This window comes from Listeria costaricensis (genome assembly GCF_900183385.1).
Classification (GTDB): domain Bacteria; phylum Bacillota; class Bacilli; order Lactobacillales; family Listeriaceae; genus Listeria; species Listeria costaricensis.
This window is the reverse complement of sequence record NZ_FXUT01000007.1, coordinates 202,583-224,949: the sequence shown is the minus strand read 5'-3', so window position 1 is coordinate 224,949 and position 22,367 is coordinate 202,583. Positions and strand designations below refer to the sequence as shown.

The window sequence follows — 22,367 nt, the reverse complement described above, 5'->3', positions numbered from 1 at the left end:
TCAAAAATATAAAATATATTTGAAATTAATTGTATATCATTATAAAACCAAGTATCCTTTTTTTCTAGGTTCTTCCATACTTGCGTGAAAAATACTCGAGCCTGAGAAAGATCTTTTTGCTCTTGAAGAATAATATAACCTTCTAAAATTAACTTGATATTTTTTAACAAGATATTTTCTTCGATAGCGAGTATATTATTAATGTTATTAATGATCTTCTTGATAAAAGGNNGGTATATTCACAGTAGTATTAATAGATTTAAAATCTTGCAATACTTGCTGAACTTCATTGAGCGCATAACCATTTCTTATAAATTCAAACTCATCTACTGACATAGAAAAACGGTTAAGAATCTTGATTGTCTTATCTAAACTAGGCACTTGGTTGTTATTTTCTATTCGGTATAAATGTGTGCGGGACATGATATTTTCATAAACATCTTTGCTTGTCATGCCATAATTTAGTCGAATATTTTTTAGTGCTTCACCAATATTCTGTTTATGTCTGTCAATCATTGTATCAACTTCCTCATGTTTTTTTTGGTAACATAATGTATAGCTTTTACAAGCATCTGTTAAAATGAGTAATGGAGGTGAGATTATTGTTATCTGCAATCCAAGTATTGATTCATTTTATCGTATCATAATTTGATACTTTTAAAGTGAAAAGAGCTATTTAACTTCGCGTCCTAATCGTAAAAATTAAATAGCCCCTTTGCCACGATATGTAAATCGTATAGTTATAATATAGAATATTATTGCTGATACGGCTATAAGGATACCGTAGATTTTTAGATAACAATTATTAATTTTCACACTTCTGACATAAATTCTTGAACGAAGGTATTTTCAAGGATTGTTTTTGGGCATTAGTCCCAATGGATTTTGAATCATCTTTCAGTATGGTTCAATCTAGTTTTCATTCATCTCATTTGCTGTGCAGATTGCCAGTCGGGCTCATCCCAAAACGTAATCCGACTGTACTCACCAATCATGACGGCGACGCCAGAATTTTTCTGGCGTATTTTTTTTGCAAAATAAAAGAAGCCTCTTTTTGATTGAGAAGCTTCCTTTACGATTCCTCTAAAGAAATGTCAATATTTGTTAGTTTTAGCCATTCCTTTTTATTATCAAGCGCAATTTCTTTCATGCCAAAATAATAAAGGGATTGGATGATTTTTGTTGCTTCTTTTAAACTAAGCTCTTTTTCACCATTTATCCAATCTATTTCTGCTAATAAATATTTAATGTCCATCATTAAAAGCAAATCATGCTCATTTTGGGCGATTTCAAGTGATTTTTTAAGTGGGGCTATCATTTTAGTTATTTCCCCATGTTCTTTAAGAAGAGTGGCGTAATTATAATAGACATATTTAGCGATTTGTTTGGTATTTTGAAAATCATGATAGAGATCTAGATAGGTGAAAAGCCTGTTCATAATATGCTCAATAGTTTGATAATCAAAAATATAAACAATCTGGCTGATTAAAAATATGTCCAGAAAATACCAAGCATCTTTCTTTTCAAGAGATTCCCACACTCGAAGACCCAATTTTCTTGTTCCTTCTAAGTCTTTTGTTTCTTGCTTATAAATAAAGGCTTCCAGAATCCAAAGCAGATGCTGAACAAATTGATTTTTCTCAGCTTGCAAATATTGTTCCATTTCTTCCTTGAGTAATTTCATTTTTTCAGGATAGTTTGTCGTTCTAAGTGTAAGGAATTTTGAGAAGAAAAGGTTGGCCGTTTTTAATTGATAGCCGTTTTTTATATACTCAAATTCATCAAATGAGATAGAAACTCTGGAAAGAATGTTACTCAGTTTTTCGAAGCTGGGTGTTTGTTCATCCACTTCGATTCTATGTCTATGAGCAACAGACATTATGCCATCATATAACTCTTTCTGGGTGAGATGAGAGTTTTCACGAATGGATTTGAGCGTCTGTCCAATTGTCAGTTTGGGTTGCCTCTTCACTAGGTGCCATCCTTTCTATTTTCCTTTTAGAGGTATTATATTATTCTTTTTGGTTGTTGTGGTAAAATTATACCGGTAGGAGGCCCAATGTGTGTTTTCATTTACTATATCTGCTCTTTGTGTAAACGGTCATAGTATATATTACAGGATAATAGATAAAAAACGAGAGCTATTTAATCTTCATCCCAAGATTTAATAATAGCCCTCACCAGAGTATGTTTTTTAACCATCTTCTAATGTTACTATAATTCATTATGGTGGATTTCGCTATAATGATTCCGTATAAAAATTATGATAACATTGCAAAATTCACAACTTCTACAAATAATCCTTCATTTTAGTATTCTTTTAGGAATATGTGCGAATAATCCTTCTTGATTCAGGTTGTGTGCGCATTCTTTCGAAGAATATACAAAAGAGGGATTTCTCTTTGTTTTGAAGCTTTTTATTAGTTTCAATTAAGTTTTTGTTCAACTTATTTGCTGTACCGAATGTCGCTAGGGTCATCCCGTTATTTGAAACCTTGTAGTGACGAAGGACAGCCGCGCCAGATTCTCTTCTGGCGTTTTTTATTGAAAAAAATAAGCATGCTGATTTCATACAAATCAACATGCTTTTTGTTATAAGAAGTAACCCATGATGACATCATCAATATAGGTACCATTGATAAGAAATTCTTTTTTTAGTGTGCCTTCAATCTGAAAGCCATTTTTCTTGTAAAAGCGAATGGCTTTTTCATTGTTGGACAAGACGCGAAGTTGGAGTTTTTGATAACCTTCTTTAGGCGCCGCTTCTTTTAAATATGCCATTAATTGAATGCCGATTCCGTGGCGCTGATAATCAGGATGGACGGCGATATCAAGTTCGGCAACATGGGCATTTGATTTTATAGGGATGGGGGACTTATAGCCGAGAATGCCGACAACTTTTTCATCCATCACAGCGACGATTTTTGACCCTGCAGGATTTTTAAGTAGATATTCTGCTGCTGAGTCAAAATGAATCTCACTGGGCGTGGTACCGGCTGTCCAAGCTAGGTGTTCGAGCTCCATCATGGTGTGTGCGTCTTCTTTCCGTGATTTTCTGATTTCCATTTTTACACCTTCTTTAAATTATTGCTTTTTCGCATAAGCGAGTGATTTTTTCCAAGTTTTGATGAGCCCCTCGTTTGAATAGAGCAGAACATTGCTGCGATAAAGTTTGAGCGTCAACCAAAATGATAAAATAATTGAAATGACGAGAATGCCTAATGAGATGAAAATGCCCGTTGTCGAAACGGAGAGAAGATCCATACGTGCAAGCATCATCATAGGCGAGAAGGTAGGAATATAGGAGCCGATGATAACAAGAATATTATCTGGCGCATTAGCTGCTGCGATAGATCCCCAATAACCAACGATAGCGAGAATCGTCATCGGATACATAAACTGGGCAACGGTTTCCACATTGGGCACCATGGAACCAATTAATGCGGAAAGCAAGATGTAGAGTAGCAAACCCAGAAGAATAAAGACTAGATTCAGAACTAGATAATAAACAGGGAACGAGCCCGCTTGATCTAGCAGATTTTGGACCGTGTCGGTATTCTTGGCAACAATCATGGAGACAACACCACAGATGACATAGAAACCGATTTGTGTGAGCAGCATGAGAATGATGGCCGTCAATTTGGCCAGCAGATGCGTTTTAGCGCTAACGCTTGATAGGATAATCTCCATGATACGAGTACCTTTTTCATTGGCGATTTCAGAGGCCACGATATTGGCATAGCTCATGACAAATATAAAAATAATTAAGGTGAGCACTAAAATTGCCGCACTCATCACCTCTTTTTGGTGATTTGTCAGTTCGTTATCAGATTCCACTTGGTTTTTGACAGAAATTGGCTGGTTAATATCTTGCAGCTGTTCAGCGCTAATATTGTATTCAGCCGCTTTGACAGAAATCTTCGCTGACGTGAGGTCGGTAGATATTTGTGTCAAAACATCCTGTCCAGCTGTTTCTTGTGTGGTATATACGGCAGAAATCGTGCCATTTTGCTCAGAAAGGGTCACATAGCCGTCAATTTTTCCATCTTTCAGTGCTTTTTTAGCAGCGTCTTCGGTGTCGATTTTTGTGTTGACTGTGAAATTATCTTTATCCTGTTGTAAAATTTGCGCATAAGCCGGTTCATCGCTTAGCACGGCAATCTTTGTGGCTTCACTTTGATCAAAATAATCGGCAATTTTAGGAATCGCGAAAAACACAGCTGCAATCAGAAGCGGAAAAAGCAAGGAAAATAAAAAGGATTTGGTTTTGACACGCCGTTTATATACTTGCTTGGTAATCACCCAAAATTTATTCATCTGCTTCACCGGCCTTCCATTTGAAAATTTCTTCAAGGGTAGGCGGCTCTAAACTGAACATGGGAATAAAACCATCCTTTGTGACAAAAGAAAAGATCGATTCGGCAAATTTTTCGTCTTCCAGTTGAATAATTCTTACTCCATCAGACCTTCTTGTTAAGCTTTCAACACCTGTCAGTGAAGAAAGTTCTTGATCTGATAAGTGGGGGGCTACAAGTCGGATGCGTTTGCGTCCGTAACTTAATTTGACTGCCTCAGTGGTTCCTTTTAGTACGGTTTGCCCTTTTTTTAACATAATCAGCGAGTCGCATAATTCTTCTACATTTTCCATTCGATGACTGGAAAAAATAATCGCGGCTCCTTGTGCTTTCATTTCAAAAACAAACTGCTTTAAAATCTCAGAATTAACCGGATCGAGTCCGCTGAAAGGTTCATCCAGAATAATCAACTTGGGTTCGTGAATGATGGTGCTGATTAATTGAATCTTTTGTTGATTACCTTTGGACAAAGTTTTGATGAGATCAGTCTTTTTCCCAACAACTTCTGCGCGTTCAAGCCATTGGTCAATTTTGGCTTTCGTTTCTTTCCGACTACAGCCTTTCAGTTCTGCAAAAAATAATAGCTGTTCTTCAATAGTCACATTTCCATAGAGGCCACGTTCTTCCGGCAAATAACCGATGTCATTTGCTTGAATTTTGGCCGCGGATTGACCGTTCCATAAAATTTCTCCCTGAGTCGGCTGAAGAAATTGCAAAATCAAGCGAAAAGTAGTCGTTTTCCCGGCACCATTTTGACCGATCAGTCCAAGAATCTCTCCAGGTGCAACTTGAAAAGACAGATTATCGACTGCTTTTTTTTCAGCAAATGTTTTCGTCAAATGCTTGAGCTCAAGTGTCATGTAAATCCTCCCTTTGCCATTTGAACTATATGTAAGGAATAATTGGCAAAATTTGACTTTTGCTATATTGTAACATGATTGGCTGTTAAATGTGGCGATTAAGTGAAAGATCGTGCAGATACCAGTTTCTTTTCATCAAATCAGCTAGACACTGAAACCTACTTCCTGATATGATGAAATTAATTCAGTTAACTGTATTTAAACATATGTAAGAAATGTTTCATTAGAAAAACATGCTTTCCAGCTTTTTGCTTTTCATCATGAAAAGTTTGATTTTGCAAAAAAAAGGCGATTCGTTAAAATAAAGAAGGAAAATATAAAAAATATAAAGAGGGTATGATGATGGCAACAGTCACATTCGTAGCTGATCAAATTTATAATGAATTTAAAAATGATATAATGAACCAGCAATTTCAGCAGGGCGAGCAGATTACGGAGGAATATTTGATTTGCAAGTTCAATGTCAGCCGCTCTTTTGCGAATGAGGCGCTGCTTTATTTAGCGGAATCAGGTTTGTTAAAAGCTAGTCCTGACAAAGAACGATTTTATGTCCGCGCATGCTCTAAAACTGACTACGAGATTATCAGCAAAGTAAAAATGATTTTTATCAATCTCAGTTATGCTGTACAAAAATTACAGGAAAAAAATAATCCGGTCTGTTTTGACTGTTTACGCACGGAAATGATTAAAATTAAATGTGCGACGTTTGAAAAAAATGAAGCAGTATTCCTAGGCAGTATTAAAACGTTCTACGGCTGTATGATTCGTTATACGGAAATGCGTGTTTTAGAGCGAAATATTGACTATTTAGTTGATATCATGCGTGATTTGGAACAAAAAAACCCGGATCACTTTTTCGACGTAGCAGCCCATCAGATCATCAAGTACCTAGAAAGCCTGATTGAACTGCTGGAAAAACGAGAATTCGAAAAATGTCTCCGAGTTTTAAAAAAAATTTATACCTTAAATATCCAACTGCTATTCACATGAATGGCAGTTTTTTTGTTTGGGTCCGCAGATAAATCGCCGTGGTCAAACTAATGCTGCCGATTCCGACAAGACATCCAGCTAAAACATCACTTGGATAATGAACGCCCAAATAGACGCGAGAGACCATGATCGTAAGGATCCATAAACAAGCGATGACAGCTGATAGCCATTTCCAAGCGGCCTTTTTAAAGATGATCAAGCAAAGAATGATGACAAGGATGCCGTAAAAGGTTGTAGATCCAGCTGAGTGGCCGCTTGGGAAACTATAGCCGGATACATTGATCAGTGGATTTTCTGGTCGAGGGCGCATGACTATATGTTTCACGACTTGAGGAATCACCAGTTCGCCAAGTAGTGCCGTGCCACCAAACCAAAGTGCGATGGACCAGCCTTTTTTCCATAAAAAAATAACAAATACAAGAATGCTGGCTAGTGTTAAGAAAACTGTGCCACCGAAAAATGTAACAGTATGGAAAAAGCTTGTCGCAGTTTCAGTAATATTAGAACGGATTAATTGAATGCCCCAATTGTCGAGCGCATGAATCCAGTCTGCATTTTGTGATACTCCCCACCAAATAATGCCAAAAGCAGCGAACGCAAGTGCACTGAGGAGAAACAGCAGATAGATAGACGTTTTGGTTGATTTCATTAACGATCCTCCTTGGAACGTGATATGTTTAAATTGTAGAGGTTTTCATTAGAAGGTGCAACTGTAAAAGAAAAATAGTTATTTGAGAGGGGCGGGAACTTCGCATTCAATTAAAAGGGAGGGGATTTTTGGACAAAATAAAAAGAGTAGAATTCAATTCTACTCAAGAAATGAGCCGTGATGGGCTCGAACCATCGACCCTCTGATTAAAAGTCAGATGCTCTACCAACTGAGCTAACGGCTCTAAAATATGGCTGGGCCAGCTGGATTCGAACCAACGCATGACGGAGTCAAAGTCCGTTGCCTTACCGCTTGGCTATGGCCCAATAAATGGTGGAGGGAAGTGGATTCGAACCACTGAACCCTAAGGAGCGGATTTACAGTCCGCCGCGTTTAGCCACTTCGCTATCCCTCCATATTATAAAAGTGCCGACTGCAGGAATTGAACCCGCAACCTACTGATTACGATTCAGTTGCTCTACCAGATTGAGCTAAGTCGGCATATTGCCTTCTAAATCCTATAGGCTACTCCAATTTGAGAAGCAGTCGTTAAAAAAGTTACTATTATATAGTATAACACTTTCAAAAAGATTACTAGTCTTTTTTTATAAAAAAGTGACCCGTACGGGATTCGAACCCGTGTTACCGCCGTGAAAGGGCGGTGTCTTAACCGCTTGACCAACGGGCCATTGTTAACAGCCAAAATCTATTATATAAACTCTTGTGTCATTTGTAAATACCAAAAATAAAGTTTTTCTTTTCTGAAAATAATAAAAATGTATGATTTGGCGAATAGCGGGTAATAGAGAATAAGGTTTCAACGTTTGAATAGGTGGAATATCAAGCCGGGATTTGTAATAGTCAAAAAGCGTCAAATATTTTAATTAAATTCTAATAAAAAGGATTGCATTACCGTAGGGCTGTGCTATAATGTTGGATATTGTTTTGGCTTAAAATTTCATAAAAAGGCAGGGAATTTATATGGCTTCGCCGTTAAAAAGATTATTAATAGGGCGTCCTTTAAAAAGTTCTGAAGCAGGTGAACAGAAACTTACTAAATTAAAGGCTCTGGCCCTCTTGTCTTCGGATGCACTTTCATCAATTGCATATGGTACAGAACAGATTTTGATTGTGCTAGTTGCTGTAAGTTCTGCTGCTATGTGGTATTCGATCCCGATTGCATTGTTTGTACTATTGTTGCTTTTTGCACTTTGCTTATCTTATCGGCAGATCATTTATTCATATCCTCATGGCGGTGGTGCATATGTTGTATCAAGAGAGAATCTAGGGAAAAATGCTGGCTTGATTGCTGGCGGATCATTGCTTGTTGACTATATGCTGACTGTTGCGGTAAGTGTCTCTTCTGGGACAGATGCCATCGTTTCGGCTATTCCTTCACTGTATCCATTTACTGTGCCAATTGGTGTCTTACTGGTTATTTTTGTCACGATTATTAATTTGCGTGGCGTAACAGAGTCTGCCAGTATTTTGGCTGTTCCTGTCTATTTATTTGTATTTTCGATCGTTATTTTAATTTTTACGGGCTTATTTAAAATTGCTACTGGTGCAGATGCCACACATGAGACGGCTTCTATTGGCTCGTCAGTTGAAGGTGTGACGATCTTCCTGCTACTTCGCGCTTTTGCATCTGGTTCTGCTTCACTTACGGGGATAGAAGCGATTTCAAATGCAGTCCCACTTTTTAAAAAGCCGCAAGCCAAGAATGCTGCACGGACACTTACAATTATGGCTAGCTTGCTCGGCTTTTTCTTCTTTGGAATTACCTTATTGGCTTATTTCTATGGAACTGTACCTGAGTTGAAATCTACAGTTCTTTCGCAGATTACTGAAAATGTATTCGGGCGTAATTTTGTGTTTTATTTCATCCAGGCTATTACCGCCGTCATTTTGGTCTTGGCGGCTAACACGGGTTTTTCAGCCTTTCCAATGCTGGCTTACAACCTTGCGAAGGATAAATATATGCCGCGTATGTATTTAGCGCGTGGAGATCGTTTGGGTTATTCAAATGGAATCATGACACTCGCTGTCGGCTCTATTTTGCTCATTATTCTCTTTAAAGGGAAAACGGAATTGCTCGTTCCCTTATATTCAGTCGGGGTTTTCATTCCTTTTACGTTGTCTCAATCCGGGATGATTATGAAATGGCTTAGGGAGCGGCCAGCAGGGTGGAAGCGAAAATTATCTGCGAATCTATTGGGCGCGTTTATTTCCTTTACGGTGCTTGTGGTACTATTCTTGACGCGTATGGAGTCTGTTTGGCCCGTATTCATTATTATGCCGGTTATGATTTTTGTTTTTCACCGGACGAAGAATCACTATGAACGGTTGGGACCGCAGTTAAGAATCGATGACACGGTGGATTTACCGGAGTTCAAAGGAAATGCAGTCATTGTAGCAGTATCGGATACAACAAAAGTTGTGGAAGGGGCACTGAAATACGCGAAATCGATTGGAGATACAGTTATTGCTGTTCACGTATCGATTGATCGGAATGAAGGCAAGGAATTTGTTGACCGCTGGAATCGAATTCATCCGGAGGTTCGGATTGCACATCTTTATTCGACCTATCGCTCCATTTCGGATCCGCTGATTAAATTTATTGATACGGCAGAACAGAAGGCAAGACAGGATAACTATACGCTGACTGTCTTGATTCCGCAGTTCATCCCGCGTAAGGGTTGGCAAAACCTTCTTCATAATCAAACGAGTCTTTTGATTCGCACGAAATTGTTATTTAAGAAAAATGTAGTGGTAGCAACATTCCCATATCATTTAAAAGAATAATAGATGGCAAAGCATTGGTTGGGGGAGACCAATGCTTTGCTTGTTTATGGGGTAATGCCAGTTTATCAAATGGAGACATATTGGTAAAATGGCAAAAAATCAATTTTGAAGAGGTAAATAGGTGTTAAAAATCATTTTTATACATGTGCTGCTTTGAAAAATATATTTTTAGGAAGCAAAAGATCAATTTTTAGGAAATTAATTAAAAATGTATGACTTTGTTTTCCTAATTGTGTGTGTTAAAATGATATCAAAATAAAGAGAATTTAGGTGGATGAGATGAAGCAAGTAGGGCTATTAGGCGTGCCGTGGTCATTTTCCAAGGAACGAAAGGGTGCTGGCTTGGGTCCATATGCACTCCGTTTTGGCGGGATTTTGGACATGTTTCAACGCTTGAATGTAACGGTAAAAGATTATCACAATATGCCATTTTTAACGGCCTTGGAAGAAGAGACCTTTTTTTATCACGAAGATTTGGAAGCGATTACATACAAGTTGAAAGAATTACAAGATATTCTATGCATGATGGCGCTTGATGTGGAAACGCCGCTTATTTTGGGTGGTGATCAGTTGATTGCGCTCAGCACAATTGGAGCATATCGAAAGTCAGGCAAGCGTCACAATGTTATCTGGGTGAATGCACATCCAGATTTAGCGAAGACCTATCAGCCTAAGAATCACAGTGGGAATACCTTGGCTTCAGCGCTTGGAATCGGGCCCACTGATTTTTGCCAAGTGATGGATAATCAGCCGCTACATCCTGAAGAGCTTGTGATTATGGGGACGCGGCGGGTTATGGAGGAAGAGTGGCGGACAATTCAGGAATGCCAAATTCGCCATTATGACATGACAAAGATTGATCAGATGGGCATGGGGCTGGTGATGGATGAGGTCTTAAAATGGTTGAGTAAAACGGATCGTCAGGTGGATCTGATTTTAGATATTGATGCCATTGATCCGGCATTTGCGCCGGGGACTGATTATTTGTCGAGTGGGGGTCTGTATTATCGTGAGCTGGATTATTTGATGGAAAATTTGGCGTTGAGTGGTCGACTTGCATCCATTACTATTACGGGATTAAATCCTTTGTTGGATGAGGGGAATAAGACGGCTACTTTGGTGATTGCTTTACTAGAAAGATATTTTCAGATGAAATATAATCTAAGGCTGCAAGCGGAATGACGTGATATTTCAATTTCGTGACTTTCTTTACTTTTTAAAGACGTTGGCTTTAGAAGGAATGAGGAAAGCTGTGTAGATAAAGGAGATAGAATGAAAATTATGTTACAAAAATATTTCTGTCAAATAGAAAGCGTTTTCTACTCCTTGAAAAAAGCCATTTTCCTTTGTATACTAGTAATAAGTAAGTGATGCTTACTTGAAATGGAAGGGATGTCTGAGAAAAAGGAGTGCGAAGTATGTCGGAAGTCGATATCAGGTATTTTGTTTTACCCATGATTATTGTCTTTATACTGGGAATTGCTGCAATTAATGCGGTGAGTTTTCCAATTGTCAATTTTTTGACCGTGACAGCTATCGCTTTTCTCTGTGGTCTGGTTATTGGGGCGAGTTATCAACTTATCAAGATTGTACAAAGCTTCATCGTGACCGTCAAAAATAAAAAAACTTCCAAAAAAGAAGTCGGTGCTCAGTATCATAAAGCGTAACCTACATAGTTCTCAACATTTTCTTCTTCGCGAAGGAAATGTTTTTTGTTGTGAAATTCTTTTTCTGCGCTGTTTATCAAAAAATAATGATAGAAATTCAGCCAATTTTGACGCAAAGCTTTAGAAAGTAAGTAAAAATCATGCCTATTTTGGATGATCCATGTTTATTGCATCGGTAACACTTGCTAATAATTCGGGTTTAATTTTATCAAGATTTTTTTCGAGAATAGGGAATGGCGGCCAAGCGTATAATATTAATAAATGAATGGCCGTTTGTTGCATTTCAGTTGGATGATTGTCTGTAATAAAAGTTTGCAAGAGTAAAATAATCTCACGCTCATAGGGCAGCTCATATCCAAAATAAGGATCAAGGAATTTGTCTAGACATAGTAGCAAGCTTTCTTTTTCAGACAGGTCGTCCCCATTTAAAACTTTGGAAATAGCCTCAATGCCTGTTTGAATGATCTTAGAATGTTTTTCTGAATAAAAGACTACCAATTGACTCACCTCTGTATATAATTAGAATATGCATTTGTGTCCATCTACATATAGTGAAGTGTAACATTCGTTAGATCAATAAGTAAAGAAGCTTTGAATTGGAAGCAGATTGAATGGATGTACCTAGTGAGGCGCTGCTTGCTGGAAAAAAGAAACATGGTACAATAAAAACAGTGAAATTTTTAGGAGGTCCAAAATGGCCACATTAGCAGATGTTGCAAAACGGGCAAATGTTTCAAAAATGACTGTTTCGCGTGTTATTAATCATCCGGATCAAGTCTCGGATGAACTGAAAACGCTTGTCTATCAGGCGATGAAGGAATTAGATTATGTGCCGAATTTTGCTGCCCGCGCCTTAGTTCAAAATCGGACGCAGGTAATTAAATTTTTGATCTTAGAAGAGATCGATACAGTGGAACCTTACTATATGAATTTACTAACGGGAATCAGCCGTGAGCTGGATAAGCATTATTATTCCTTGCAGCTTGTGACAAAAAAATCAAAGAATATTGGTTCTTATGATGGGCTAATTGTCACGGGGATGCGCCATGATGATTTTGACAGTGGGGTTTTAAATATTGATAAACCGGTTATTTTGTATGGGGAAAATACGCGCGGCTATGACTATATTGATGTGGATAATCGGGAAGGAGCGAGACTTGCAACGGATCATGTGCTGCAACTGGGCTTTAAGCGAGTCGTCTTTTTGGGGATTAATTTGCTGGAGGAACAGTTTATGGTCTCACGTTTGTCTGGGTATGAAGAAGTCATGCATGCCCATAATCTTACGCCAGAAAGTTATTTTATTCGAAATAGTTCTCGCGTGGCCGAAAAGAAAGCTTTTGATTTATTGCGTTATAACTCTGATGATATTGCTTTCGTGTGTGCCTCTGACCGGATCGCGATTGGCGTTGTACGGGCTGGACTTACTTTTGGGCGGAAATTTGGTGAGAACATGGCGGTAACGGGTTTTGATGGAGTCTTTTTAGACCGGATATCTTCACCGCATATTTCAACCGTTCAATCACCGGTCATTGAGATGGGGGAAGAGTTGGCGCGTATGTTGTTGCAAAAGATTGGGGATAACGGAAAGAGCCAGGGACACATTTTATTTAAACCGGCGTTTATTGCAAGGGGTTCGACAACGGGGAACGATTCAATGACGTCATAATCAGACATAAGCAATCGGTGAAAAGGGCAATTGTAAGAAGTTCTTTCCACCGATTGCTTATTTTTTTAAGCCAAAGCCGTGGAAAGAATAGGCGGGCGGCTCTTGCTGAGAGGCGGAGGGACCAAAAAATAGCTCCACGTGACTTTTGGTGATCTGAATCACTGTTGTCTGCCATTTGGGCTGATGTGTCACGGAAAAATCAACTTTATGGCGGTGAAGAATGTCTGTCATGGATTGGAGTGTTAAATGTTGGGTGTCTTCGAAAATCCATTTATCTAAGCGAATATTTTGACCCGCAGAAAATGAATGAAAGTTATCGCACCAGATAAGAAATAATCGATCGGCGTTGAAATGAAATTCAATATTGCCGTACGTCCAAATGAACAAGTTGTGGCCCATGTTGTTGATTGAATCGGGATCAGGGAAATTGGTGGTAATCCACTCTTTTGTCTGGCCGATTTTAATGTAATCAAATTTTCCGTTTAGAATAAAGTCTTGCAAGTTAATGTCAATCGGATGGGAAAGTAGAATGGTCGTCACCTCATTTGTTTTTTTCATCATTAAGGGTATCAAAGAAATGGTTATTTGAAAAGTGTGAGTAAATTCTGTTATCGTTAACGAATGAAAAAAGATTGCGAGCGGTTACAAAATCGTGCTAACTTGAATGTATGCTAACAAACAAGGAGGAAAGATTTGTGGAAAAAGCAGCGATTTATCATCAACCGGCAAGCAGTTTTGCCTACAGCTATGATGCAAAAACATTACATATCAGGCTTAGAGCCAAGCGGGGCGATTTGAAGAAAGTGACACTGATAGCCGCAGATCCGTATTTGTATCAGGATGGGGTTTGGCAAAAAGAAAGCTATGAAATGGAGAAAATTGCAACAACCGAGCAGCACGACTATTACTTTTATCAAATCACGCCACCTAAGAGACGCCTTCAATATGGTTTTATTGTAGAAGATTACCAGCAGGAGACAGCCTTTTATGGAGGACGTGGTTTTTTTAATGCGACGGAGGAAAATTTAGCAACGGCAGACTACTATTTCAAGTTTCCATTCATTCATGCGGTCGATACATTTCAAGCACCGGAATGGGCAAAGGAGGCAATCTGGTACCAGATTTTTCCTGAACGGTTTGCAAATGGCGATCCGTCCCGTTCCCCGGAAAATGTATTGGCATGGGGAAGCAAGGATCCAGAGGTGAACGATTTCTTTGGTGGAGACATAGAAGGAATATTGGCCCATCTTGATCACTTGGTGGAGCTGGGGATTAATGGGATCTATTTGACACCGATTTTTGAGGCGCCAACGAATCACAAATATGATACGCTGGATTATTTTGAAATCGATCCGCACTTTGGCGACAAGGAAACCTTCCGACGTTTTGTCGATGCGGCCCATGAAAAAGGGATTCGCGTGATGCTTGATGCCGTTTTCAATCACATTGGCGACCAGAGTAAGGAATGGCAGGATGTACTTTTGAACGAAGAGAAATCGAAATATCGCGACTGGTTCCACATTGACTCTTTCCCAGTTCGACCTGGTGAAAATGGCAATATAGAAGGGGCCGAAACGCTTTCCTATGATACGTTTGCGTTTACTACCCATATGCCAAAACTCAATACGGAAAGTCCGGAAGTGCAGAAGTATTTGCTGGACATTGCGACTTATTGGGTGCGTGAATTTGATATTGATGGCTGGCGGCTGGATGTAGCAAATGAAGTGGACCATGCTTTCTGGAAAAAATTCCGTCAGGCGGTACTTGCTGAAAAAGAGGATGTCTATATTCTTGGTGAAATTTGGCATGATTCATGGCCGTGGCTTTTGGGGGATGAATTTGATGCGGTCATGAACTATCCGTTCACGCAGACGATTATTGAACATTTTATTGAGGAACGAATCTCGGCGGAGCAGCTTATATCAGGGATTAATGAACAATTCATGCGTTATCCGGCGCAGGTCAGTCAAGTGATGTTTAACATGCTTGATAGCCATGATACGGCGCGTGTTCTAACAAGAGCTGGCGGAGATAAAAATAAAGTCAAACAGGCACTGGCATTTATGTTTGCACATACAGGAGCGCCATGTATTTATTACGGCACGGAGTTTGGGATGGATGGCGGAAATGATCCTGGCTGCCGGAAATGTATGGTTTGGGACAAGTCTGAACAGGATCTAGAAATGTTTGCGTTTATGCAGGCGTTGATTCAATTTCGTAAAAAATACCAGTCTCTTTTGACGTATGGCGACTTAAAATGGCAGGACTGGTCAAATGAGCAACTGGTTGTGTTTGAACGGAAGCTAGGAAGTGAAAAGCTTGTCTTTATATTCAACGATCGCGATCAGGAAGTGGAGAAGGATGCGGCTGCGTTTGGATTTGATGCGTCTTCTAGAGATGCTTTGAATGCAACGTTAATTGATACATTTGTGAAAATTCCAGCACGTGGCTTTAGAGTTGTTAACGCGTAACAAATTTAATCACCTGATTGCAATGGATTTCACATTCCGTGTTTGAAAAGTTGTTACCGATAACATGTGAAATTTTCTTGAAACCGTTTTCTGAACCTGCTTATAATAAGTGTAAGGTTAACCTGAAACGGCAAGTCGAAAAGGAAGTTTTGATTTGAAGGAGGAAAAGGTAAAATGAATTGGAAGAAAAAAATGGGTATTTCTCTCTTAGTTGCGGGTCTTTCATTAAGTCTTGCAGCATGTGGTGGCGGTTCATCCAGCGATAAAAGTGGCAGCGATGGAAAAACATTGACGGTCTCTGTTGATAGCGGATACAAAGATTATATCAATGACATCAAAGGGGATTTTGAGAAAGATCATGATGTCAAAATCAAGGTTGTTGAAAAAGATATGTTCGAGCAGCTGGAAGCACTTCCTCTTGATGGACCAGCTGGCACGGCACCAGATGTGATGATGGCAGCATACGACCGGATCGGCAGCCTTGGTCAGCAAGGGCATTTGGCTGAAGTAAAACTAGGCAACCAGGATCAATATGATGAAAAAGATATGAAACAGGTTACAATTGACGGAAAAATATACGGTGCGCCATCTGTTATTGAAACAGTCGTACTTTACTACAACAAGGATTTGATTGATAAAGCGCCAGCTACTTTTTCTGACCTTGAAAATCTTGCCAAAGATCCACGGTTCGATTTTTCTTCTGAAAAAGGTAAAAATATCGGCTTCTTGGCAAAATGGACGGACTTTTACTTCTCGTATGGCTTGCTAGCAGGTTATGGCGGCTATGTGTTCGGCGATGACGGTACCAATCCGAAAGACATTGGACTGAACAATGCCGGTTCTGTCGAAGGGATCACTTATGCAACGAAATGGTTCCAAGATGTTTGGCCAAAAGGGATGCAAGATAACAAGAGCGCGGATGATTTTATCCAAGATCAATTTGTTAAAGGAAAAACAGCTGCCATCATTGGCGGTCCTTGGTCAGCAGCAAACTACAAAGAAGCAAAACTGAATTACGGTGTAGCAAAAATCCCAACATTACCAAATGGAAAAGAATATTCACCATTTGCAGGCGGTAAAGGCTGGGTCGTAAGCAATTACTCTAAAAATAAAGATCTAGCTCAAGACTGGCTGGACTATGTAACCAATACAGATAATCAGAAGAAATTCTATGATATGACAAATGAGATTCCTATGAATTTGGAAGCACGCGACTATGCGGCAGGCAAAAATGATGAGCTGACAAATGCGGTAATCGAGCAGTATAAAAATGCGCAGCCAATGCCGAACATTCCAGAAATGTCGGAAGTTTGGACAGGTGCTGAAAATCTAATGTTTGACGCGGCTAGTGGTGCTAAAACACCGCAACAATCGGCTGATGATGCTGTAAAAGTAATTGAAGACAATATTAGTCAAAAATATACGAAATAATACGCGCAAATAAATAAATTTTTAAGTGTGAGCCCGGCTGGCTGATGATGGCGCGGGCTCACAACTTAAAATGAAACCAGCGTAGAAAGAATGTGAGGTTTGCAAGATGAAACTGGAGAAAGAGCCGCAAAATGTCCGAAAAGCGACACTGCTGTCCCTCATTCCAGGATTTGGCCAGTTTTACAATAAGCAAAATTTTAAGGGAATCATTTTCTTAGCCGTTTTTATTTTGTTTATAATAGAACTTTTTGCTGTCGGGTTTAATGCGCTCGTCGGTTTAGTCACGCTAGGTACTGTGCCGGGTGTGGACCATTCCCTGTATTTCTTGATTGAAGGTACTTTACAGTTGATCGTAACGCTTCTTTTTATCGGCTTCTACATATTGAATATTTTGGACGCGAGAAATGTCGCGAAGAGATGGCAGCTTGGCGAAGAGGTCAATACGACGACTGTGGCGATTCTGAAAAACGTGCTCGACAAGGGCTTTCCATATTTATTTACACTACCGGCCTACATTGTGATGACTTTTGTTATTATTTTTCCAGTCCTCGTGACGCTTTTCATGGCGTTTACCAACTATGATTTTTATCATATTCCGCCGGCGAACTTGATTGACTGGGTGGGGCTCAAGAATTTCTTCAATATTTTCTTCCTGAGTTCTTATCGGGATACATTTATGAGTGTATTTTCGTGGACGCTAATTTGGACGGTTTGTGCGACGACTTTGCAAATCGTGCTGGGTGTTTTTACGGCAATTGTTGCCAATCAGAGTTTTATCAAGGGAAAACGGCTTTTCGGTGTTATTTTTCTTTTGCCGTGGGCGGTGCCTGCTTTTATTACAATCATGATTTTTTCCAACATGTTTAATGACAGTATCGGTGCGATCAACCAGCAAGTGATTCCGCTTTTGAATCATCTGCCGCTTGTCGATATTGATGCGATTTCGTGGAAAACCGATCCATTTTGGACAAAAGTAGCGCTGATTTCCATTCAGGGCTGGCTTGGTTTCCCTTATATTTACGTGATGGTGACGGGGGTTCTGCAAGCGATTCCGGGAGAGCTTTATGAAGCGGCGCGGATCGACGGGGCAAGTGCCATGCAGCGGTTCCGTAAAATTACCTTGCCAATGATTCTCTTTGTAACGGCGCCTGTTTTTATCACGCAATATACGTTTAACTTTAATAACTTTTCGATTATTTACCTCTTTAATGAAGGGGGACCGGGAAGTGTCGGCGGCGGTGCCGGGTCGACGGACATTCTGATTTCATGGATTTACAAGCTGACGACGGGGACTTCTCCGCAATATGCGCTGGCTGCGGCGGTGACGTTGATTATTTCAGCGATCGTCATTGCAGTTTCCATGATTGCCTTTAAAAAGACCAATGCCTTTGGAAATGAGGAGATGATGTAGATGAAAGGTTTTCTAAAAGATCAGCGGACAACTCGCTTTTTCACTAAATTCTTTACGTATCTGTTTCTCATTTTGCTGTCGGTCATTATTTTGTACCCGATTCTCATCACGGCCTCATCTGCGTTCAAACCAGGGAACATCGCGGCATTTACGCTGGAATGGACGGGCGACTGGTCGTTTGATAACTTTAGCCGATTGTTCAATGAGACGCTTTATCTAGACTGGTATAAAAACACCTTGATTATTGCGATTGCAACGATGATTCTGCAAGTCACGATCGTCACATTTGCCGGATATACCTATAGTCGCTACCGGTTTAAAGGAAGAAAAAACAGTTTGGTGTTCTTTCTGATCATTCAAATGGTGCCGACAATGGCAGCTCTTACGGCATTCTACGTTTTGGCCATGCTGCTTGGAGCGCTCGACCAGTATTGGTTCCTGACGCTGATTTATATTGGCGGGGGGATTCCGATGAATACTTGGCTGATGAAGGGTTATTTTGATACGGTTCCGCGTGATTTAGATGAATCTGCGAAACTTGACGGTGCGGGACATTTCCGGATTTTTGCGCAAATTATTCTGCCGCTTGTTCGTCCGATGATTGCCGTGCAGGCGCTGTGGGCATTTATGGGGCCATTTGGCGATTTCCTACTGGCCAAATTCCTGCTTCGGACACCTGAAAACTTAACGATTGCGGTTGGCTTGCAAAGTTTCATTTCAAATCCGCAGCAACAAAAAGTGGCGCTTTTCGCTGCTGGGGCGATTCTTGCAGCCTTGCCAATCTGTCTGCTCTTCTTCTTCCTGCAAAAGAACTTTGTATCAGGTTTAACGGCAGGCGGAACCAAGGGATAAATTTTTGAAGATAAGGAATGAAAATGATGAAACGAACTTCTTTTCCAAAACGATATTTCTCGTCTATTTTGACACCCATACGCATTTTCACCGGGCGGAACAAGCTTTCATGGGGCAACATGCTGTTTGTCGGGCTGTTTCTTGTCAGTTTGATGCTGATGCCAGTTGCCATGCACGCGGCTAAGGAGCAGACGATCCAATTTGATCAGGTAGCTCCGCATGCTTTTGCACTGGATAAGACGGCGCTTGTGGAAGGGCTTGAAGGGGCGACGGTAGATCAGGACGGCAAGCTTTCTGGTGGTCAAGCGATGCTCGAACAGGAGACAGATGGTGCAGTCGGGCTGTATGAACCAAAGGCGGCGGTTGACAATGAAAAAAATGCGATTGTTATGAATCAGTCGGAGATAATCGTGAAGGATCAGGATGGTTATCAGTTTTCAATTCCTTATTATGCTGGTATGGATCTAAGCAAGGTGACGACAGAGAGCGCACTGGATGAATTTTTGAATGATGCTTGGTATACGCAAAACAAGCCGTTCATTTTTCTCAGTCAGTTTATGATGGTGGCGAGTGTTTTATTTGTCAGCACGTGGCTTTTGATACTCGTTACGGCAGGTTTCCTCTGGATGACGAAAAAAAGTCAGATTGGTGCGATCGGTTCCTTTAAAGAGGCGCTCAATATGACACTGAATGCACTGGGGTTACCCGTTCTTGCAAGTACGATCATTGGCTTCATTTATTTTGATATAACGATCATGTTGGCGATCACATCGCTTGGTATGGTGTTGCTGATTGCTTGGACATTTTTGAAAACAAGATTTGGAAAAGAATTTCAAACTGCCTCACGGAAAGTGGATCGTAGTTTAGGAGGATTTAAGTTATGAGAAAGCGGCTATTTGATGTGCACCCGTGGAAATTGACTTCGCGGACGCTCGAAAAGGAAGATAAACGTCTGCAGGAAAGTCTGACTTCACTCGGCAACGGCTACATGGGGCTGCGCGGCAATTTTGAGGAAGATTATTCGGGAGACAGCCACCCAGGGACGTATCTGGCGGGAGTCTGGTATCCGGACAAAACGCGCGTTGGCTGGTGGAAAAACGGCTATCCGGATTATTTTGGCAAGGTGATTAACGCGCTGAACTTTATTGGCGTAGAACTTTTGATCGATGATGAGGTGATCGATCTTTATACGGCTCGGCTGGAAGACTTTTACTTGGAACTGGACATGCAGAATGGGGTGCTTTCACGTTCTTTTGTGATCCAGACGGCGAAGGGCCGCTTTCAGGTGGAGACAGACCGCTTTTTGAGTATTGCTGTGAAAGAACTGGCTGTCATTCGTTATCAGGTGACGGTGCTTGAAGGGACTGGAAAGGTGACACTAAAACCGTACCTGGACGGCAATGTGCGTAATGAAGATGCCAACTATGAAGAGGCTTTCTGGGAAAATCTGCAACATAAAGCGGCGCGCGCAGAAGGCGAATTGCTGGTCAAGACGATTCCCAATAACTTTGGCATTGAGCGGTTTACGGTTTTTGCGAAGATGGTCAACCAATTTTCACGGGGGAAAGTGAAAGAAGCGCATAGTGAAGCAGGATTTACTGTGAATAGTGTGGAAGAGGAGCTTCAGCAAGGCGAAAAGTTAAGTCTTGAAAAGCGGGTATTTGTAACGACTTCACGCGATTATTCGGAAGGTGAGCTGGGTAACGCGGCGGAAAAAATCAGGCAGAATGTCGAGGCGCTGGATTATGCGGCTTTGAGAGATGCACATGAAGCCTTGTGGTTAGAGCGCTGGAAGAAGGCGGATGTCAAAATTGAGGGCGATGATCAGGCGCAGCAGGGAATCCGTTTTAATATTTTCCAATTATTCTCGACCTATTACGGGGAGGATGCGCGGCTGAACATTGGGCCAAAAGGATTTACGGGTGAAAAATACGGGGGAGCGACTTACTGGGATACGGAGGCTTTTGCGCTGCCGATGTATTTGGCACTGACAGATCAGAATGTTTCGCGGCATTTGCTCGAGTATCGCTATCAGCAGCTCACGCAGGCGAAAGAAAATGCGCGGAAAATCGGGATGCCGGGTGCGCTCTATCCGATGGTGACTTTTACGGGGATTGAGTGCCATAATGAATGGGAAATTACATTTGAGGAGATCCACCGCAATGGTTCGATGGCGTATGCGATTTATAACTATACCAACTATACAGGGGATCGCAGCTATTTGGAGGAAAAGGGAATCGAAGTGCTGATCGAGCTGTCGCGTTTTTGGGCGGGGCGCGTTCATTTGTCGGATCGGCTCGACAAGTATATGATCCATGGCGTGACCGGGCCGAACGAATATGAAAATAACGTCAACAACAACTGGTTTACTAATTATATGGCTAAGTGGACGCTTGATTACACCTTGGAAAATTTGACAGAAGAGGCGCGCGAAGCTTATCAGGTGTCGGCGGAAGAAACGGCAAAATGGCAGGATATTACGAAGCGCATGTACTTCCCTTATGATGAAAAATGGCAAATTTTTGTTCAGCATGATACATTTTTGGATAAAGAACTTTGGGCGACTGATACGCTTTCGCCAAATGAACAACCGCTCAATCAAAATTGGTCATGGGACAAGATTTTGCGGTCTTGCTTTATCAAACAAGCCGATGTTTTGCAGGGCATTTATTATTTCAGTGATGCCTTTGATTTTGAGACGAAGCAGCGGAATTTTGAATTTTATGAGCCGCTGACGGTTCATGAGTCCAGCCTGTCACCGGCCATCCATGCTATTTTAGCGGCTGAGATTGGCAAGACGGACAAAGCAGTCGAGCTGTATAAACGAACGGCACGACTTGATCTGGACAACTATAATAATGATACCGAGGACGGTCTGCATATTACATCCATGGCCGGCAGCTGGCTTTCAATTGTTCAGGGATTTGCTGGCATGCGGGTGCGGGACGGGCAGCTTCACTTTGCACCATTTCTGCCAGATGATTGGCAAGGGTATTCTTTCAATATCAATTTCCGCAAGGCGCTGATTGAAGTCAGTGTGTCGGCTGCGGGAATCACTCTGGCGCTACTGGAAGGAGAATCGCTCACCGTTCAAATTTTGGACGAAGAGATCATTCTTGAACAGGGCAGCAAGGTGAAACGACGGATTTAAATCATGAGGAGAACCAGAATCTGGCAGCTAGTCAGGTTTTGGTTCTTTTTTGATGT

19 protein-coding genes and 5 tRNA genes are annotated in these 22,367 nt (G+C 40.8%); 11 read left to right on the top strand and 13 right to left on the bottom strand.

From position 1 onward, the window contains the following. Window positions 1–207: 207 nt before the first annotated feature. The 5 genes from CS921_RS07265 to CS921_RS07245 form a co-directional block, all read right to left on the bottom strand. On the bottom strand, window positions 208–516 hold the full coding sequence (locus tag CS921_RS07265; RefSeq protein WP_099222470.1) for a helix-turn-helix domain-containing protein: 309 nt from the start codon (window positions 514–516) through the stop codon (window positions 208–210). A gap of 556 nt (window positions 517–1,072) precedes the next feature. Further along, window positions 1,073–1,972 carry a helix-turn-helix domain-containing protein gene (locus CS921_RS07260; RefSeq protein ID WP_099222468.1) on the bottom strand — a complete coding sequence of 300 codons (900 nt, stop codon included), beginning with the start codon at window positions 1,970–1,972 and terminating at the stop codon, window positions 1,073–1,075. Between the two features lie 620 nt (window positions 1,973–2,592). Next, a complete protein-coding gene (locus CS921_RS07255; protein ID WP_099222466.1) occupies window positions 2,593–3,066 on the bottom strand; it encodes a GNAT family N-acetyltransferase in 474 nt (157 codons plus the stop codon). A gap of 18 nt (window positions 3,067–3,084) precedes the next feature. Beyond that, a complete protein-coding gene (locus CS921_RS07250; protein WP_099222464.1) occupies window positions 3,085–4,317 on the bottom strand; it encodes an ABC transporter permease in 1,233 nt (410 codons plus the stop codon). After that, window positions 4,310–5,215, bottom strand: a complete 906-nt coding sequence (locus tag CS921_RS07245; protein WP_099222462.1) for an ABC transporter ATP-binding protein — start codon at window positions 5,213–5,215, stop codon at window positions 4,310–4,312. Before CS921_RS07245 ends, CS921_RS07250 begins: the two co-directional genes overlap by 8 nt. Window positions 5,216–5,557: 342 nt before the next feature. Between CS921_RS07245 and CS921_RS07240 the strand changes: the two genes are divergently transcribed. Then, on the top strand, window positions 5,558–6,205 hold the full coding sequence (locus CS921_RS07240; RefSeq protein WP_162921711.1) for a GntR family transcriptional regulator: 648 nt from the start codon (window positions 5,558–5,560) through the stop codon (window positions 6,203–6,205). Here the strand turns inward: CS921_RS07240 and CS921_RS07235 are convergent. From CS921_RS07235 to CS921_RS07210, 6 genes are all read right to left on the bottom strand, one after another. Beyond that, window positions 6,198–6,854, bottom strand: coding sequence for a phosphatase PAP2 family protein (locus tag CS921_RS07235; protein ID WP_099222458.1), 657 nt, complete (start codon window positions 6,852–6,854; stop codon window positions 6,198–6,200). The genes CS921_RS07240 and CS921_RS07235 overlap by 8 nt on opposite strands. A gap of 171 nt (window positions 6,855–7,025) precedes the next feature. After that, window positions 7,026–7,098, bottom strand: a tRNA-Lys gene (locus tag CS921_RS07230). 7 nt (window positions 7,099–7,105) lie between these two features. Then, window positions 7,106–7,180, bottom strand: a tRNA-Gln gene (locus CS921_RS07225). A 5-nt stretch (window positions 7,181–7,185) separates the two neighbouring features. Continuing rightward, a tRNA-Tyr gene (locus tag CS921_RS07220) sits at window positions 7,186–7,269 on the bottom strand. Window positions 7,270–7,281: 12 nt separating this feature from the next. Further along, window positions 7,282–7,355: transfer RNA gene (locus CS921_RS07215), tRNA-Thr, on the bottom strand. Window positions 7,356–7,470: 115 nt separating this feature from the next. Continuing rightward, a tRNA-Glu gene (locus CS921_RS07210) sits at window positions 7,471–7,542 on the bottom strand. Between the two features lie 293 nt (window positions 7,543–7,835). Between CS921_RS07210 and CS921_RS07205 the strand changes: the two genes are divergently transcribed. From CS921_RS07205 to CS921_RS07195, 3 genes are all read left to right on the top strand, one after another. Then, entirely contained in the window at window positions 7,836–9,659 is a 1,824-nt protein-coding gene (locus CS921_RS07205; RefSeq protein ID WP_099222456.1) for an APC family permease, read from the top strand. A 279-nt stretch (window positions 9,660–9,938) separates the two neighbouring features. Next, window positions 9,939–10,841: an arginase family protein gene (locus CS921_RS07200; protein ID WP_099222454.1), complete on the top strand. Its 903-nt coding sequence runs from the start codon at window positions 9,939–9,941 to the stop codon at window positions 10,839–10,841. 236 nt (window positions 10,842–11,077) lie between these two features. Beyond that, on the top strand, window positions 11,078–11,326 hold the full coding sequence (locus CS921_RS07195) for a hypothetical protein (RefSeq protein WP_099222452.1): 249 nt from the start codon (window positions 11,078–11,080) through the stop codon (window positions 11,324–11,326). Between the two features lie 144 nt (window positions 11,327–11,470). Here the strand turns inward: CS921_RS07195 and CS921_RS07190 are convergent, their stop codons facing one another. Further along, window positions 11,471–11,824: a hypothetical protein gene (locus tag CS921_RS07190; protein WP_099222450.1), complete on the bottom strand. Its 354-nt coding sequence runs from the start codon at window positions 11,822–11,824 to the stop codon at window positions 11,471–11,473. A gap of 196 nt (window positions 11,825–12,020) precedes the next feature. Here CS921_RS07190 and CS921_RS07185 point away from each other — a divergent pair, with 196 nt between their 5' ends. Next, on the top strand, window positions 12,021–12,995 hold the full coding sequence (locus CS921_RS07185) for a LacI family DNA-binding transcriptional regulator (protein WP_099222448.1): 975 nt from the start codon (window positions 12,021–12,023) through the stop codon (window positions 12,993–12,995). 57 nt (window positions 12,996–13,052) lie between these two features. Here the strand turns inward: CS921_RS07185 and CS921_RS07180 are convergent, their stop codons facing one another. Beyond that, window positions 13,053–13,553 (bottom strand): hypothetical protein, encoded by a 501-nt coding sequence (locus tag CS921_RS07180; RefSeq protein WP_162921710.1) that lies wholly within the window; start codon window positions 13,551–13,553, stop codon window positions 13,053–13,055. 137 nt (window positions 13,554–13,690) lie between these two features. Between CS921_RS07180 and CS921_RS07175 the strand changes: the two genes are divergently transcribed. From CS921_RS07175 to CS921_RS07150, 6 genes are all read left to right on the top strand, one after another. Continuing rightward, the gene (locus CS921_RS07175; RefSeq protein ID WP_099222444.1) at window positions 13,691–15,466 is read left to right on the top strand and encodes an alpha amylase N-terminal ig-like domain-containing protein; all 1,776 of its coding nucleotides are present in this window, start codon (window positions 13,691–13,693) and stop codon (window positions 15,464–15,466) included. A gap of 174 nt (window positions 15,467–15,640) precedes the next feature. Further along, window positions 15,641–16,897: an extracellular solute-binding protein gene (locus CS921_RS07170; RefSeq protein ID WP_099222442.1), complete on the top strand. Its 1,257-nt coding sequence runs from the start codon at window positions 15,641–15,643 to the stop codon at window positions 16,895–16,897. A 106-nt stretch (window positions 16,898–17,003) separates the two neighbouring features. Next, window positions 17,004–18,308 (top strand): sugar ABC transporter permease, encoded by a 1,305-nt coding sequence (locus CS921_RS07165; protein WP_099222440.1) that lies wholly within the window; start codon window positions 17,004–17,006, stop codon window positions 18,306–18,308. Further along, window positions 18,309–19,160, top strand: a complete 852-nt coding sequence (locus CS921_RS07160) for a sugar ABC transporter permease (protein WP_099222438.1) — start codon at window positions 18,309–18,311, stop codon at window positions 19,158–19,160. A 26-nt stretch (window positions 19,161–19,186) separates the two neighbouring features. Continuing rightward, window positions 19,187–20,044 carry a DUF1189 family protein gene (locus CS921_RS07155; protein WP_162921709.1) on the top strand — a complete coding sequence of 286 codons (858 nt, stop codon included), beginning with the start codon at window positions 19,187–19,189 and terminating at the stop codon, window positions 20,042–20,044. Beyond that, on the top strand, window positions 20,041–22,311 hold the full coding sequence (locus tag CS921_RS07150) for a glycoside hydrolase family 65 protein (protein WP_099222434.1): 2,271 nt from the start codon (window positions 20,041–20,043) through the stop codon (window positions 22,309–22,311). Before CS921_RS07155 ends, CS921_RS07150 begins: the two co-directional genes overlap by 4 nt. Window positions 22,312–22,367 lie beyond the last annotated feature (56 nt).

Coding starts and splice junctions, on each gene's coding strand:
- CS921_RS07200 (WP_099222454.1), top strand. CDS start 9,939: ATGAAGCAAGTAGGGCTATTAGGCGTGCCGTGGTCATTTTCCAAGGAA.
- CS921_RS07180 (WP_162921710.1), bottom strand. CDS start 13,553: ATGAAAAAAACAAATGAGGTGACGACCATTCTACTTTCCCATCCGATT.
- CS921_RS07170 (WP_099222442.1), top strand. CDS start 15,641: ATGAATTGGAAGAAAAAAATGGGTATTTCTCTCTTAGTTGCGGGTCTT.
- CS921_RS07240 (WP_162921711.1), top strand. CDS start 5,558: ATGGCAACAGTCACATTCGTAGCTGATCAAATTTATAATGAATTTAAA.
- CS921_RS07245 (WP_099222462.1), bottom strand. CDS start 5,215: ATGACACTTGAGCTCAAGCATTTGACGAAAACATTTGCTGAAAAAAAA.
- CS921_RS07155 (WP_162921709.1), top strand. CDS start 19,187: ATGAAACGAACTTCTTTTCCAAAACGATATTTCTCGTCTATTTTGACA.
- CS921_RS07205 (WP_099222456.1), top strand. CDS start 7,836: ATGGCTTCGCCGTTAAAAAGATTATTAATAGGGCGTCCTTTAAAAAGT.
- CS921_RS07250 (WP_099222464.1), bottom strand. CDS start 4,317: ATGAATAAATTTTGGGTGATTACCAAGCAAGTATATAAACGGCGTGTC.
- CS921_RS07150 (WP_099222434.1), top strand. CDS start 20,041: ATGAGAAAGCGGCTATTTGATGTGCACCCGTGGAAATTGACTTCGCGG.
- CS921_RS07195 (WP_099222452.1), top strand. CDS start 11,078: ATGTCGGAAGTCGATATCAGGTATTTTGTTTTACCCATGATTATTGTC.
- CS921_RS07255 (WP_099222466.1), bottom strand. CDS start 3,066: ATGGAAATCAGAAAATCACGGAAAGAAGACGCACACACCATGATGGAG.
- CS921_RS07165 (WP_099222440.1), top strand. CDS start 17,004: ATGAAACTGGAGAAAGAGCCGCAAAATGTCCGAAAAGCGACACTGCTG.
- CS921_RS07235 (WP_099222458.1), bottom strand. CDS start 6,854: ATGAAATCAACCAAAACGTCTATCTATCTGCTGTTTCTCCTCAGTGCA.
- CS921_RS07160 (WP_099222438.1), top strand. CDS start 18,309: ATGAAAGGTTTTCTAAAAGATCAGCGGACAACTCGCTTTTTCACTAAA.
- CS921_RS07185 (WP_099222448.1), top strand. CDS start 12,021: ATGGCCACATTAGCAGATGTTGCAAAACGGGCAAATGTTTCAAAAATG.